We start from the raw sequence: 14,252 nt of genomic DNA, 5'->3' as shown, positions 1-14,252 counted from the left end.
GCTTCCATGACTCGATGGAAGCCACTGTGGACCCTTATCCCGGGGTCCCGATTGGATGCCGATCACCCCGAAAACGGGGTCCTTATTCCATGCCGAAACACAGGTGGGCTGGCGTAGAAAAAGGAAAAGCCGGCAAAATGACCGGTCTACATGGTTCGATTCAGGTTTCTTCGGCCGGTTCCTGACGGCGGATATCTTCCGGAATCTCCCGCAGAAAGCTCTGCCCTTTCTGCAGCCGGCGTCCAAGCGCCTCGACAAATCCTTCAAAGCGCTCCCTGCCCTTTGCCTGCGCGGCCGCCTGCGCATCGTTGGGCAACGGTGGCGTAATCGTCAGCCAGAAGCGGATGAACAGGGCAAGGGTCTCGGCCGTCAGGCCGACGTCACGCTCCAGCCGCTGCATCTGACGCGATAGCCGGTCCAGACGACGGGCAAATGCGGCTTCCCGCCTGTCCTCTCCGTCGGGCGAGAGAAACGAAGCGACAGCCGTTTCCACGATCGCGGACCGGGAAAGCTTCTTGCGGTCGGCGAGCTCCGAGATCTGTTTCAGAAGCTCTGGCGGGAAATAGACGTTCATCCGGTCGCGCATATTGCCTCAGAGCTCCATACCGTCATTCGGGTCCATGGCGACTTGACGCGCGACACCACGCATCTGTTGGCGTATGAGCCGGGACTGGCGGACCGCATCCTCGTCGTCGTCAAGAACGGCGGCAAATTCCTCTGCCGGCGTCGGCTCGGTTGTTTCCTTAGCGATCGCGACGTGATCGGGGAGTTCGGGCTCACGACGGAGCCCGCTGTTCGCCGTGTCTTCTTCGGCCTCCGCGGCCTTGTCAGTTGGACCTCCCGTCAGCTTCAACGTCCCGAGCGCTGACCATCCGTCCGTTCGCGATGATCGGCCGACCGTCGCCGGATCAGGCGGCGGCAGAACCCGCTCCGTGAATCGCCGATCCTCGTAGTAGCGCACCTTCTTCGCCCGGATCGGGGCAGTCCCTGCCACCATGACGATCTCGTCCATTGGCGGAAGCTGCATGACCTCGCCTGGGGTCAGCAGCGGCCTTGCAGTCTCCTGACGGGAGACCATCAGGTGCCCCAGCCAGGGATTCAATCTGTGACCGGCATAGTTCTTCATGGCCCTCATCTCGGTCGCCGTACCGAGCGCATCGGACACGCGCTTCGCGGTCCGCTCATCATTGGTCGCAAAGCTGACGCGGACGTGGCAGTTATCGAGGATCGCATTGTTAGGCCCGTAGGCCTTCTCGATCTGATTGAGCGACTGCGCGATCAAGAAACTCTTGATGCCGTACCCCGCCATGAAAGCGAGGGCGGACTCGAAGAAATCGAGCCGCCCAAGTGCCGGGAACTCGTCGAGCATCATCAGGACGCGATGCCGGCGGTCGCGGGCATGCAGGTCCTCGGTCAGCCGTCGACCGATCTGGTTCAGCACCAGGCGGATCAATGGCTTGGTCCGCGAGATATCGGAGGGCGGCACCACCAGGTAAAGCGTCGTAGGGCGGCCATCTGCAATCAGATCGGTGATCCGCCAGTCGCAACGGCAAGTCACCTGCGCCACGACCGGATCGCGGTAAAGCCCAAGGAACGACATCGCGGTGGACAGGACGCCAGAACGTTCGTTCTCGGATTTGTTGAGGAGTTCGCGGGCGGTCGAGGCGACCACGGGATGGGCACCCTGGTCGCCAAGATGCGCGGTGGTCATCATCGCCTTCAGCGTCGCTTCGATCGGCCGCTTCGGGTCGGACAGGAAAGCGGCGACGCCTGCCAAGGTCTTATCCGCCTCGGCATAGAGAACGTGGAGTATGGCGCCGACCAGGAGCGAATGACTGGTCTTCTCCCAATGGTTTCGCTTATCGAGCGAGCCTTCGGGGTCGACCAGGACATCGGCCACGTTCTGGACGTCGCGAACCTCCCATTCCCCGCGCCGGACCTCGAGCAGCGGATTGTAGGCTGAGGACTTTGGGTTGGTGGGGTCAAACAACAGGACGCGGCCGTATCGCGAGCGGAAGCCGGCGGTCAGTTGCCAGTTCTCGCCCTTGATGTCGTGCACGATGGCCGAGCCCGGCCAGGCCAACAACGAAGGCACGACAAGACCGACGCCTTTGCCGGACCGGGTTGGTGCGAAACACAACACGTGCTCCGGTCCGTCGTGGCGGAGGTAGTCGCGATCGAGCTTGCCCAATATCACGCCATCCGGACCGAAAAGTCCGGCCGCACGAACCTCTTCCGCATCAGCCCAGCGCGCCGAACCATAGGTCTCGACGTTCCTGGCCTCGCGGGCGCGCCAGACCGACATCCCGATCGCCGCCGCGATGGAAACCAGGGTCCCTGATGCCGTGATGAAGGCGCCCTCGACAAAGACCCGAGGCGCATAGGCATCGAAGACGAACCACCACCAGAAGAAGACCGGCGGGTAATAGATCTTGAAGCCCGCCAGTTCGAACCAGGGCCGCCCAAGCTCTGGTTGCCAGGCGAGCCGCCAAGCCGTCCACTCGGTCGCGCCCCAAATGGCCAGCAAGACGATCAGGCCGACAACGATCACCTGTCCCCAGAGGATCTTCGTTCCGGACATCTGGAAAAGTCCTTTGCTCAACTGCATTGGAGAGAATGCTAGAGGCCAAGGTCGCGCTTGCGGCCAAAGCCCCATTCTCATTCCTCGCCCATAAGAATGGGGACCGGCGCGGCACACCGGCCCCCAACCAATTGCCGGACGGCCACTGCCATCCCGTTCTAGACCTCACTCAGCCGCATCGAGCTGTTGCGGAACATCGTCGCTTGCGTTCTCCCGATCCTCGTCATCGCCGAGGAATTCGGGCAGCGGGCCCGTTTCACTCTCCTGCTCCCCTGACGCCGCATTGGGATCGACGAGACGCAGGGGCTCCGGCAACCAGCCCGAACCATCGAGAAGACGCTCCGCCTCTTTGGCCATGTCGGCCTTCTTCAGGTGGTCGATCAATTGCGCGGAAGACTCGCCTCTTGCTTCCCGCACCGCCGCCAGGATGCGAGGCTTGGTGACCCGGCCGAGATAGTTGTCGACGGAGGGCTTCCACCCCGCTTGAACCATGTCGAGGCCGACGGCACGTGCGAGCACATCCGCTTGGTCGAGCCGGGTGCGGACGCCATGGGCGGAGACGCGGCCCTGATTGTACCGGTTGGCCGGCTCATAGAGCGCGTTGACCGCAAATGACGCACAGTGCGCGAAGAGACACGCCCGTGCGGCGTCATCGAGGGCCGTGAGCGCATCCCAGAGATCGTTCTCGCCCTTCGGCAAACGTGCTTTCCAGGACTCATGCCGCGCCTCGACGGCCTTCGCCGACGCGCTTTCCCTCAAGCCAGGCGCTTGAGCCGGAAGGGCCGGCGTCCGAAGGCCGATCTCAAGGCAGCTCCCGGACGATGCGAACCGGTAAAAGGCCGTCAGCACGAAGTTGTGCAGCACCGCCTGGAACGCGATCGCAGGATTTTCCGCCAGCGCATCCCGCAACGCCAGCGTCCGATGCGCCGTCAGCTCGGTGATCAGCCAATCCGGCAACGGTTTCGTGTCGTCCTCATCGTCTTCTTCCGCGTCAGCAGCGCCGCCAGCCACCGCGATGATCGCGCGTTCGACGGAAGTACCAGCCGCCTTCCCCTCGATCGACTGGGTGTCGTCGGCATGTCCGACCTCAGGATCGTCTGCCGACAAATCGTCCTCCGGCCGGACGTAACCCCTATCCACCGAGAGGCGCCCTTCGGAATCGATGCTGACGAAGACGCCGGCCCGGGCGATCTCGGCCGGATCGTAGATCATCGGCCGGTCTTCGAACGCCAACAGTGCCGTCTCGATTTCGCCGAGACGCTGATCCACCTCTTCGGGCAACTCGTCGGCATCCTGATAATCGGATTCAAACTTGGCTTGCTCCGCGTTGAGGGCGTCGATGGTGGCCTGATCCTCCGGGGAAAGATCGACAGGTTTGCCGTCGATTTCGCGCAGGCCCTCCGTGTGGCCGTAGGGAAATTCGACGGCGAGCGAAATCCACTTCCAGCCTTCGGCTGCAATCGTCTCGGCTTCGGCTTTGAGCTTTTCCGTGACGAGACGATCAAGCAAGGCGACGTCCTGAAGCCAGCCGCCCTCGTTGTGCTCGAACAGATCCCGCAGAACGCCGCCACCAGCGTGCTGATAGGCATCAAGACCCACAAATTGCGCCCGGCGATCGGACCCGCGCACGGTGTTCTCGGTGAGCATACGGCGGATCTGGTATGGCTCGTCATAACCCGAACGGCTGACATTCTCCCAGACTTGCTCCTGACGGGCGTGATCGGCAGTGACCGAGAACGCCATGAGCTGTTCGAGCGTCATGCCGTCTTCGGCATAGACCTCATGCAGCTTCGGCGAGACCGACGCCAGGCGAAGGCGCTGCTTGACGATCGCCGGGTTCACGAAATGGCGCGCGCCGATGTCTTCCTCGGTCATGCCGAGATCGCGGAGAGTTTGGAAGGCCCGAAACTGATCAAGCGGATGCAGGCCGATCCGCTCGTCGTTCTCCGCCACTGAATCGTCCTCGGCGATGCCCCCTTCGCGAACGACGCACGGCACCGCCTGCGTCTTGGACATCCGCTTCTGTTTCACCAGGAGTTCGAGAGCGCGATAGCGCCTGCCGCCCGCCGGCACCTGGAACATGCCAGTCTCGTTCCCATCTGCATCAACGACGGCCCGGACACTCAGACTTTGCAGAAGCGTACGCTGCGCGATGCTCTCGGCCAGCTGTTCGATCGAGACACCGGCCTTGACGCGGCGAACGTTCGACTGGCTGAGCACGAGCTTGTTGAAAGGAATATCCCGGGAAGGCGACAGCGTGATCTTTTGTACGGCTTTCGTCATTTTGGCTCTCCACAACGGGGGCCGTGAGACTCTCTCTCGGCTTCCAACCCGTCGCGAACAGCCTTCCCTCCTCTCACTCTCGCACGAGGCCAAGCATCACGCAGCCTCCTGATCGGCGACAGCCGAATCCAGCGACGCGGGCTCAATGGACCCGGGAACGAAGCCGAGCAAATAGTCCGCGGCCTTGCTCGCCTGCGAGGCGGCCCGCACGATGGCGCGATTGTCTTCGCGCAGGACTTCAAGCCAGGAGCCGATATAGTCGGCATGACGCACGGTGGGGACGATCCCGAGCGACGCGCAGCTGAACGCGGAACTCAATTCGGCGACCAGCTCTTCGAAGGCATATTTCTTGGTACCGTAGGATCCGCTCTGGTCGCGGTTGAGCCGCGAGGGATGCCCGGTCGCATGACCGAGCTCATGCAATGCTGTGCGGTGCCAGTTGATGGGTTCGAAATAGGCCTGCGGCGGCGGGACCTGAACATAGTCTTCGGCTGTTGCATAGAATGCGCGATCTCCACCGATCCGAAATGGAATTCCACTGGCCTTGATCAGGGCGTCGACCGTGGGTTCGATGAGGCCAGCCGGCGGTGGCGGCACAGCGGTGGCAATACCATCGGGCAGATCTTCGCACTGATTGGTGTTGAATACGGTAAATCGTTTGAGGAATGGAATCGCCTGCGCGTCTTCGCCGGTCTCCGCAGCGCGCCGTTTTTCGTCATCCGGCACGAAACGATCAGCGTAGACGACTGTGGTGCCTCGCTCTCCCTTGCGAACGTGGCCGCCAAGCGAGAGCGCCTGACGAAATGTGAGCCAACTTTGCCCGGTAAATCTGCGTTCGATCACGACTCCCCAGAGGATGAGGATGTTAACGCCACTGTATTGCCGGTTTGTCGACGCATTTTTCGGCATGGCCAGCGGCGCTTTCGCCGCCGCCCTCCCCAGGGCTGAACCCAGGGGACGCGTCCGGCCTCAAGCTCGGCAATGATCTTGTCGGTGATCTCGTTATAGAGGTTCGACCGGTCCTGGCCGACGCGCGCGCAAGCAGTAAGGTTTGACATCGCGGGTCTCCGCGACGGGCGCCACGAGCCTCTCTCGCAGCTTGCAACCCGTCACGAAAAAACCCAGCCTGCACTCTTACTCTGGGCCTCGAGCGCCATCTATCTGGGGCTCGGGCCCGACCAGGCGTGCGCCCAGGGGCGCATCGCCTCAACCGAAAATGGCACCCGGAGAGCGTGAGCATAGCGACCCGAAGGGGCACGCGGGTCCGAGTGCAGCGACGAGACCGGTTAAAAGGGCACCCGGGAACGGGGCAGTGATAGCGATCGCCGCAGGCGGGCCCCTTTCCCGAGTGCCCCCGGCGAGGAGCACCAAAGGCCTAGCGCGAGGGATCGAAGCCGCAAGGCCGAGACGCTACGCGGCTCGGTTCACGAGAGCCCGGTGCGGCCCCGGCCGCGCGCGCCAAAACCTGAGCGAACGTGATGCAGGCAATGATACGAGAACCGCCCGGCATTCTCACAGGAATCTCACAATTATGGAAGGGAGGCCTATGGGCCGAGCGAAAGCGAAGATCACTCCCGGACGCGGCGAAAGAGGCACCCGCAGGAGGGTCAGCATAGCGCCGACGCGTAGCGGCGGGACCCGGGACCGAGTGCAGTCGTGAGACCGGTTAAAAGGACGCCCGAGCTCGGGCAGTGATAGCGACGCCGGAATGCAATGACGGCGCGACCCGAGAGCGAGTGCCTCCGGCGAGCGACTCAATACGGCTTCACGTCTCCTTGGTATCAATTTTGCTTTTGTGATACCGTCTCACTCGTGCGCATGTCTATGCACAGCGTGAGCATGTTCACTAGAGCCAATTCTTACAGAGGACGACATGGCCAAGAAAGCGAAGAAGGCAAAGAAGACCGCGAAGGCAGCTACCAAGAAGGTGGCAAAGAAGACTTCAAAGAAAAAGAAGTAGTCGTATCGGCTACTGATCTAGTGCCGCCTCCGGGTCGCAACCCGGATGAAAAGCGAGACCTTCCAAAGGACATGAAGCGTCCTTTGCAGCCGTTCGGTATCGCGGCACGCTAAGATAAGGCCGGACCTTTGTGCAGGTGGCTGCTGCATAAAGGTCCGGTTTTTCGTTTCTGCCCGCAAAGCGTGATCTGCTCGTGCGCGAGGGATCGAAGCCGCAAGGCCGAGACGCTGCGCGGCTCGGTTCACGAGAGCCCGGTGCGGCGACAGCCGCACGCGCAAAACGGACAAGGAGCGACCACCTGAGCTCGGACGTCTGAAGCATCGGGAAAACGGCTTTTTCAGTTCGTTCTTGCCCACCCGAGCACCCGGCCATAGCGATGGGGAACGTCTGCGGGACTAAACGATTCGTCTCAGCGTGGGAGAACCTTTGAATGCTGATGACCAAGCAGAGACGGCCGCCGATCCGCACCCTGCGCGGTTGGGCGGTCCACGTGCTTCAGGAAGCGGGCGCTATCCGCGAGTGCGAGGAGCACGGTTGGATGCAGGATCGCGCCGATCCCCATGCACGGGAACGGGCCTTTGACATCGCCCGCGGCGCCCCGCCGGCAGGCGTCTCCCCCGATGCAGCGGTGGCCGAGGTTCGCGACTTGCTCGACTCGATTGGCGACACCTGCCCGGAGTGCCCTCCAGATTAGAAGGGCTGGTGCTCGACCCAAAAATGCCAGCCCGGCTTTCCATATCAGCGGGCCAGCCTTTTCTCCACGCGCTTGCGGGAATTACCGACCTTCTTGACGGCCTTCTTCACCGCAGAGGCCGAGCGGCCAGTCTTCTGTGCTTCATACCGGACTTCGTGGTCCTGCCCTTTCGCGACCCGGGCGCGATCCTGTTTGCGTCCACGCGCGGTCTTCTTCTTCGCTGCGGCCATCGGCTCCTCCTCTTTAGAAGTGATGGCAATGCAACGCAGCAAGGATTCACGGGTTCCGTTCCTTGTAGGCCGCATCTCAGTGGCCACAAGGATGACCATGGACGATTGGCGCCCATCCATCGAGCAGCAGACCGTCCCAGGAAATGACGCCGTCATCCCATCTCGACGCATGCTCGCAGTACATCGAAGCCCAATGAGGGCTCCATTCGATGATCTGGTCGTTGAGACCATCGTGCACGCGACACGTCATATCGGGATCGAACGTGTCCATCGAGTTCATGCCGGATGTCCGGGATCGACGTCCTCGGGCGTCTTCTTTTCCAGCTGAGGTGTCATCCTCGTCGGACTTTCCTTGCCGGTTACGCCGCGCGGACCCAGCTGATCGCTCTGAATGTCGTCCTCGGAGCGTTGGGCTCCACGCCATTCGCGGGCTTCTCAGGCATCATTCCATCCGAGCCTTGTCTTTCAGGTCGCGGATCCGGATCTCGGCTTCCTCCTTCGAAGTGACGATCTCCGATTCATCCGGCACCCGAGCGATCGCGCTGAGCCTCTTGAGCTCGGCGAGTTGTTTTGCAGTTGGTTTTTCCATCTTCAGATCCTTGAGCGCCTGCACGACGGCCTCGTCGTCAAGCACATCCAGCAGCTGGTTTATGGTTTGCTCGCAATCTCTGGGGCCAGGCTCGACATATTGGGCCAGGATGCCCTGAGCGTCTTCCAGGGCCTTCGCAACTCGCCGTTCCGGATCCATGACCGGTACTCCACATACTCACGGGAAAACGCCGCTATGGTCGGCCCGTTCCTTTGCTCAGTCCCTTGAACGAGCTGGCTCGAAGGAGCCCTTCGGAGGTGATGTCGCGGTACTCGATGTCGGCATAGAACTTGGGTTCGACCCACGTCGCCTTCGGCTTCCTTATGGTTTTCGTCAGCCTCTGCTTCGGGCTGACTACGGTATCGAGCGCCTTGCGGATATGCGCCGAAGTGGTCCGGCTCCATCCCGTGCCGACCTTCCCCATGTAGACGAGATCCTTGCCTTCCTTCTTGCCCAGATAGAGTGCGGCCACGCCAGATGGGTCCTTGATGAAACCGACCACGGGAAACTTGCCCTTCTGAACGACCTTGATCTTCTGCCAGGCTTCGACCCGCTCCGATCGGTACGGCGCATCCACGCGCTTTGAGATGATGCCCTCATAGTTCAACTTGCTGGCGGCAACGAACAGCGCCTGCCCGTCCCCTTCATGGTGTTCACTAAAGAAGATGGGCTCCTGGAGCCTGTGCTCCTCGATCAACTCCTTGAGCAGCCTTTTCCGCTCAAGCTGCGGCTCCTTGCGCAAATCCTTGCCATCGAGCCACAGCAGATCGAACGCGAACAAGATCAGGCGGTCCTGGTCGCCTCTGCCGAGGTCCGCCTGCAGCTCGGAGAAATTGGTGCGACCCTCATGGATGACGACGACTTCGCCGTCGACAATGGCCTGCCCCTCGATATCGAAGGCGGCAGCTATTCTCGAAAACTTGCTGACCCAGTTATAGCCGTTGCGGGTGTAGGCCCGGCGATCGTCGCCGTCGATTCGGAGCTGGATGCGGTACCCATCGTATTTGATTTCGTGAATCCATTGGGATCCCGAAGGTGCCTTCAGCTTCAGGGTCGCCAGTTGGGGGCTGATGAACCCCGGCATCTGAGGAGCTTCTGGCTTCTCGGCCGGAGGCGCCGCTCTTGTACGCTTCGCCACGCTACGCAACTCACAAAAAACCCGCCGCCGGGTTGGGGCCGGTGGCGGGCAGTTTACCTACCTTACTCAACGAGTCTCGCAACTTCGAAGGTGGCGAGGAGTTCCTACGACCTCGCTGGTTCTCAAGCTTTCGAATATGAGCGACCCGGCCCGCGTTTAGTGCAGTGCCAAAAAGGCCAATCCCTGTCGCATCGAACTCCGGTCGATAGCGGGCGTTTACCTTGCATGTCAGACGCATTCGATTACTTTCGGGCCTACGCGGTGCGAGCTCTCTGCAAAGCGAGATCCATGCCGAGAGGCAGGATGAAGCACATGCAGCTGGTGGCCGGGCGGATTTACAATCTCCTCAAGAAGGAAGCTGCCTACGGCCCCAATATCCAGCACCTGAACGATTTCCGCGCAGCCCAGGAGCTTGAGAGCTCTCTCAATCGCCAGCCAAGTGGCCGCTCCGGCGGTCGCCTTACTTCGGCGGCGCCGCAAAGCGTCGACCGGGAGGCTCGCTGATGCCTTCGCTCGACACTCGCGGTGTAGCAAGTCTCCTGCGAGAGTACGCGCAGCGTACCGCCCTGCGAGGCGGCAATCCCTACAGGGCGAAAGCCTACTCGCGAGCCGCAGACAGCCTGGCGACCCTTGCCGTTCCTCTGGACGTGCTCATCGCCGAAGACCGTCTTACGGAGATCCCGGGCGTCGGCGACGCGATAGGCGACATCATCACCAAGCTTCACAAGACGGGCAATCATCCCAGCCTCGAAAAGCTGCGGAAGGAGATCCCCGGGGGCGTGCTTGAGCTGCTGGCTGTACCGGGTTTGCGTCCGGAGAAGGTGCTGCGGCTCTACCAGTATCTCGGTATCACCTCCCTCGCGGAATTGGAGGCCGCCGCCAAGGACGATCGCATCAAGAAGGCGAAAGGACTCGGTGCCGCGCTGCAGACCAAGATCCTGCAAAATCTCGCAATCGCCAAGAGCGGAGAAGGCCGCCTTCACCTGCACCGAGCCGCCGCCTTGCTAGCGCACGCGAAGGAATCCATTCGCAAGGCACGCCCCGAACTCAAGCGCGTGACGATCGCTGGCGATTTCCGTCGAGGCTGCGAACTCGTCGCCGACCTCGCCATCGTTGCGGAGGCTGCCAAGTCGGACGAGACAGCGATGCCATCGTCCGAAGGACTGCAAGTCCGGGTGTCCGACCGCAAACATTTCGGCGCCGCCCTTCTCTTCGCCACCGGCTCCGCCGCTCACATCGAGCAGCTCCAAGCCTTGGCCGCCGAGAAGGGCATGCGGTTGGACGCTCACGGTCTGCACAAGGGCCGCACACTGATCGCCGGCGAGGAGGCTGACATCTACCAGGCTCTCGGGCTGCCCTTCATCGATCCCGAGCTCAGGGAGGGCCGCGGCGAGGTCGAGCTGGCCTTGAAGGGCAAGTTGCCGAAGCTTGTGACCGACAAGGACCTGCGCGGAATCCTGCACTGCCACACCGATGCTTCCGATGGGACAGAGACCCTGGAGACCATGGCGAAGGCGACCCGTCAGCGCGGCTTCGAGTATTTTGGCGTCGCCGACCATTCCAAGTCCGCCCATTACGCCGGCGGTCTCTCCCTCGAAGAGATCGCGCAGCAGCACCGGGAAGCCGACCGCCTGAACGAGCGCTTCGGCAAGGACTTTCGGATCCTCAAGGGCATCGAGTCGGACATTCTGGCTGACGGGTCGCTCGACTACGACGACGAGGTGCTTGAACGTTTCGACTTCGTCGTCGCCAGCATCCACGGCCGTTTCAAGCTGGACCGCAAGGCGCAGACCCAGCGCCTGCTTCGGGCCATTTCCGATCCTCACACTACCATCATCGGCCACATGACCGGGCGGCAGCTGCAGCGGCGGCCGGGCTATGAGATCGACATCGAGAAGGTGCTTCGGGCATGTGCAAAGCATGACGTAGTTGTCGAGATCAACGCGCATCCATGGCGCCTCGACCTGGATTGGCGCTGGCACCGGGCTGCGCTCGAGTTCGGCTGCATGCTGAGCATCAATCCGGACGCGCACTCGATTCCCGAGCTCGACCACATGCACTGGGGCGTCGAGATGGCTCGCAAGGGCGGCGTACCCGCCGACCGGGTCCTGAACGCGATGCCGCTTCCCGAAATCGCACGCTACCTGCGCCAAAGGCGGCGTTCGCTTGCCCGCGCTGCCTGATGTCGCACCCGCTCGACCTTTCGCTTGAGGGAAGGGTGATTTCGGTTACTGCCGATCGCGGGCACCACTTCAGCAAGCCGCCACGGGATCAGATCGTTCTGGTGGAAGGCCATGGTGTCGAAGGTGACGCCCACGCCGGTCCGTTTGTCAGGCACCGATACCTCGCCCGTCGTCGCCCCCGGCTTCCCAATTTGCGGCAGGTCCACCTGATCGCATCGGAGCGATTGGCGCACCTCCGGGAAGCTGGGTTCGCGGTCGCAGCGGGAGACCTCGGTGAGAACATCACCACGGCTGGACCGGACCTCAAACTGATGCCGCTCGGGACGCTGATCGAGCTCGGGCCCACGGCGATCATCGAGTTGACCGGCCTCCGGACGCCCTGTGTCCTGATCGACCGTTTCCGAGCCGGCCTGAAAAGGCACGTGCTGTCATCGGCGGAAACGGGGCCTCCATTCAAATGCGGGGTGCTGGGAGTGGTTCGGGCCGGTGGAGCGGTAGCGGCCGGCGACACCGCGCGGGTGCGCCTACCGTCCACCTCCTTTGAAACGTTGCCGGCGCTGTAAGAGCCCGGCGTACAACTCGGCCGATCGATGGCCGAATCGAAAAGCGCTCGGTAGATTGGGCTGGCATGGCCGCAAACAAGGTAACGGCGGTACGCGTGGGGCTGGGGAATCGATCGACGGTCCGGGACTATCAAGCCGCCCAGCTTCGCTGGCGGCTTTTTCTTTGGCTCGACCGTCCCTCAAGAGGCATTCGCCCTCGCTCGTTCACGGGCCTCACGGCGACGCTCCCGGCGCTCGCGGCGACGCTTGGCACGATCGGCGGCCTGCCGCAGAGGAGGAACGTCCGTCGCGACCTCCATTGCAGCTGTAGTCTCCTCGACCACCGACGCCTGGCTCGGCTCGGGTGCAGCAGGGCGGGCTTCCATGAACTCAAGCGCCACCCGTCCTTTGGACGTGATCTTCCAACCGCCGCTGGTGCGTTCGGCCAGCCCTTGTGACCAGATGTCGAGATCCGGAACCCGCGCCGCGAGGCGCCTGGTTCGATCCGCCCAATCGCGACCGCTGGTCGCCAGGATCGCCATGTCCCTCTTGAGGTCCTCCATCACGGCAAACCCATCCGGATATGCCACCAGGATCTTGAGGACGGTCACCTGGAGGTTCACGCCCGCTCCTCCCGATCAGCGCCACATCGTGGGCGCGTGCGAGAGGGCATTGCGACCGACCTGCTTAAGAGCCTCCGGAGAAATCTCGCCCCTGGTAGCGGCCTCCAGAATTTTCGAGGCGACGTGGGTCCGTGCGCCGATCTCGCGCTGCGAGACACATTCGCAGACTTCATCAAGGACCGCGCGCAAAAGCGCGGTGGTTGCCGTGTCGAACATGAGGTGCCCCCAAGAGGGAAAACCCCATCCTAACCGGTCTTGCCGACTTGTGGATTCAGGAATGTTAAACTTCGCCCCAAGTACAGCATCGAATTGGCGAGCAGAATTGTCACAAAGGCCGCTCAGAGCGCAGGCAACGCACCCGGTGACGTTGCACGCCCTGGCTTTTTGACCTGGGCCGGGCCATCTTCTTCAAGTGTCGCACGGAACTCACGATACATTCCACTCGTTCCCGCCCATCTCTCTTCCCGTCGTCCAGCCATGGCTCGAAAATCAACTGTGCCTCGCCGCCTGCAGCCCATGCTGGCCACGCTGACAGATTCGGCCTTCGACGATCCCAATTGGGTCTTCGAGGACAAATTCGATGGTTTTCGCATGGTCGCGGAAATCCGGGGTGGTCGGGTCGCACTCTACAGTCGCAACGGGAAGATCATCAGCCACTCCTATGTCGAGGTCGCGAAAGCACTTGAAGGCGTGAAGGCGGACGCTGTCATCGATGGCGAGCTGGTTGCGATCGGAAAGGACGGCGTATCCCATTTCCAGTTGCTTCAGAACGCCCTGCGCCATGAGGCTAAGCTCTTATACTGTGCGTTCGACCTCATGTTCACAGGCGGGGAGGATCTGCGTGCGCTGCCGCTCCTCGAGCGCAAGAAGCGGCTCAAGGCCATCCTGCCCCGTCACAAGCTGATCGCGTTCAGCAACCATCGCAAAGGCAATGGCACAAAGTTCTTCGCAGAAGCCGAACGGAGACATCTCGAAGGCATTATGGCCAAGCGCGCCGACAGCCCCTACGCGTCCGGACGCCGGACCGCGGACTGGCTGAAGGTGAAGACCACGCAGCGGCAGGAGGTCGTGATTGCCGGCTTCACAGCGCCGAGGCGAACCCGGCCGTTCTTTGGCGCTCTTGTGTTAGCGGTGCGCGAAGATGACGCCTGGCAGTACATCGGCCACGTCGGCACCGGCTTCAGCCAGCAGGCTCTCGAAGAGCTTCACGGCAAGCTCGTGAAGCTCAAGACCGCCAAGTCGCCGTTCCCTGCCAAGGTGAAGGATGAGCAGGTCACGACCTGGGTGCGTCCTGCGTTGGTCGCAGAAGTGAAGTTCGCGGAGTGGACCAGCAAGGGCGAGCTGCGCCAGCCGGTCTATCTCGGGCTGCGGTCTGACAAAAACGCGAAGGACGTTGTTCGCGAAAGGAGCCGTTCGCGAAAATAATGCG

General features: G+C 62.1%; 15 protein-coding genes and 1 pseudogene. 6 read left to right on the top strand and 10 right to left on the bottom strand.

The genetic code is table 11. The annotated features are described in order from the left end of the window. Positions 1–160 precede the first annotated feature (160 nt). From ACTGJ9_RS16540 to ACTGJ9_RS16525, 4 genes and pseudogenes are all read right to left on the bottom strand, one after another. Entirely contained in the window at positions 161–586 is a 426-nt protein-coding gene (locus ACTGJ9_RS16540; protein WP_456677920.1) for a ribbon-helix-helix domain-containing protein, read from the bottom strand. 6 nt (positions 587–592) lie between these two features. Next, positions 593–2,581: a conjugal transfer protein TraG gene (locus tag ACTGJ9_RS16535; RefSeq protein ID WP_456677919.1), complete on the bottom strand. Its 1,989-nt coding sequence runs from the start codon at positions 2,579–2,581 to the stop codon at positions 593–595. 165 nt (positions 2,582–2,746) lie between these two features. Beyond that, positions 2,747–4,864 carry a ParB/RepB/Spo0J family partition protein gene (locus ACTGJ9_RS16530; protein WP_456677918.1) on the bottom strand — a complete coding sequence of 706 codons (2,118 nt, stop codon included), beginning with the start codon at positions 4,862–4,864 and terminating at the stop codon, positions 2,747–2,749. Between the two features lie 96 nt (positions 4,865–4,960). After that, a pseudogene (locus tag ACTGJ9_RS16525) lies at positions 4,961–5,922 on the bottom strand (ArdC family protein). Between the two features lie 775 nt (positions 5,923–6,697). Between ACTGJ9_RS16525 and ACTGJ9_RS16520 the strand changes: the two are divergent. Next, positions 6,698–6,937 carry a hypothetical protein gene (locus ACTGJ9_RS16520; protein ID WP_456677917.1) on the top strand — a complete coding sequence of 80 codons (240 nt, stop codon included), beginning with the start codon at positions 6,698–6,700 and terminating at the stop codon, positions 6,935–6,937. A 317-nt stretch (positions 6,938–7,254) separates the two neighbouring features. After that, positions 7,255–7,518: a hypothetical protein gene (locus ACTGJ9_RS16515; RefSeq protein ID WP_456677916.1), complete on the top strand. Its 264-nt coding sequence runs from the start codon at positions 7,255–7,257 to the stop codon at positions 7,516–7,518. Between the two features lie 44 nt (positions 7,519–7,562). Here the strand turns inward: ACTGJ9_RS16515 and ACTGJ9_RS16510 are convergent, their stop codons facing one another. The 4 genes from ACTGJ9_RS16510 to ligD (ACTGJ9_RS16495) form a co-directional block, all read right to left on the bottom strand. Beyond that, positions 7,563–7,748 carry a DUF3606 domain-containing protein gene (locus ACTGJ9_RS16510; RefSeq protein ID WP_219685431.1) on the bottom strand — a complete coding sequence of 62 codons (186 nt, stop codon included), beginning with the start codon at positions 7,746–7,748 and terminating at the stop codon, positions 7,563–7,565. A 76-nt stretch (positions 7,749–7,824) separates the two neighbouring features. Further along, positions 7,825–8,028 carry a hypothetical protein gene (locus ACTGJ9_RS16505; RefSeq protein WP_456677915.1) on the bottom strand — a complete coding sequence of 68 codons (204 nt, stop codon included), beginning with the start codon at positions 8,026–8,028 and terminating at the stop codon, positions 7,825–7,827. 162 nt (positions 8,029–8,190) lie between these two features. Further along, positions 8,191–8,496 (bottom strand): hypothetical protein, encoded by a 306-nt coding sequence (locus ACTGJ9_RS16500; protein ID WP_456677914.1) that lies wholly within the window; start codon positions 8,494–8,496, stop codon positions 8,191–8,193. Positions 8,497–8,530: 34 nt separating this feature from the next. Then, positions 8,531–9,421: a non-homologous end-joining DNA ligase gene (gene ligD, locus ACTGJ9_RS16495; protein WP_456677913.1), complete on the bottom strand. Its 891-nt coding sequence runs from the start codon at positions 9,419–9,421 to the stop codon at positions 8,531–8,533. Positions 9,422–9,787: 366 nt separating this feature from the next. On the opposite strand from ligD (ACTGJ9_RS16495), the gene ACTGJ9_RS16490 reads away from it, so the two are divergent. From ACTGJ9_RS16490 to ACTGJ9_RS16480, 3 genes are read left to right on the top strand one after another with little or no spacing between them, the layout of a single operon-like run. Beyond that, positions 9,788–9,979, top strand: coding sequence for a hypothetical protein (locus ACTGJ9_RS16490; RefSeq protein ID WP_456677912.1), 192 nt, complete (start codon positions 9,788–9,790; stop codon positions 9,977–9,979). Then, on the top strand, positions 9,979–11,658 hold the full coding sequence (locus ACTGJ9_RS16485; protein WP_456677911.1) for a PHP domain-containing protein: 1,680 nt from the start codon (positions 9,979–9,981) through the stop codon (positions 11,656–11,658). The genes ACTGJ9_RS16490 and ACTGJ9_RS16485 overlap by 1 nt, the downstream gene beginning before the upstream one ends. After that, a complete protein-coding gene (locus ACTGJ9_RS16480; RefSeq protein ID WP_456677910.1) occupies positions 11,658–12,221 on the top strand; it encodes an MOSC domain-containing protein in 564 nt (187 codons plus the stop codon). Before ACTGJ9_RS16485 ends, ACTGJ9_RS16480 begins: the two co-directional genes overlap by 1 nt. Positions 12,222–12,400: 179 nt before the next feature. Here the strand turns inward: ACTGJ9_RS16480 and ACTGJ9_RS16475 are convergent, their stop codons facing one another. After that, positions 12,401–12,823, bottom strand: a complete 423-nt coding sequence (locus tag ACTGJ9_RS16475; RefSeq protein ID WP_456677909.1) for a hypothetical protein — start codon at positions 12,821–12,823, stop codon at positions 12,401–12,403. A gap of 15 nt (positions 12,824–12,838) precedes the next feature. Further along, a complete protein-coding gene (locus ACTGJ9_RS16470; protein WP_219685423.1) occupies positions 12,839–13,039 on the bottom strand; it encodes a hypothetical protein in 201 nt (66 codons plus the stop codon). Positions 13,040–13,300: 261 nt separating this feature from the next. Between ACTGJ9_RS16470 and ligD (ACTGJ9_RS16465) the strand changes: the two genes are divergently transcribed. Continuing rightward, entirely contained in the window at positions 13,301–14,248 is a 948-nt protein-coding gene (gene ligD / locus ACTGJ9_RS16465) for a non-homologous end-joining DNA ligase (protein WP_456678547.1), read from the top strand. The last annotated feature ends 4 nt before the right edge of the window (positions 14,249–14,252 follow it).

This window comes from Bradyrhizobium sp. RDM12 (assembly GCF_051917485.1).
Taxonomy (GTDB): domain Bacteria; phylum Pseudomonadota; class Alphaproteobacteria; order Rhizobiales; family Xanthobacteraceae; genus Bradyrhizobium.
Note: the sequence above shows the minus strand (reverse complement) of the source record. Positions and strands in the feature narration are given on the sequence as shown.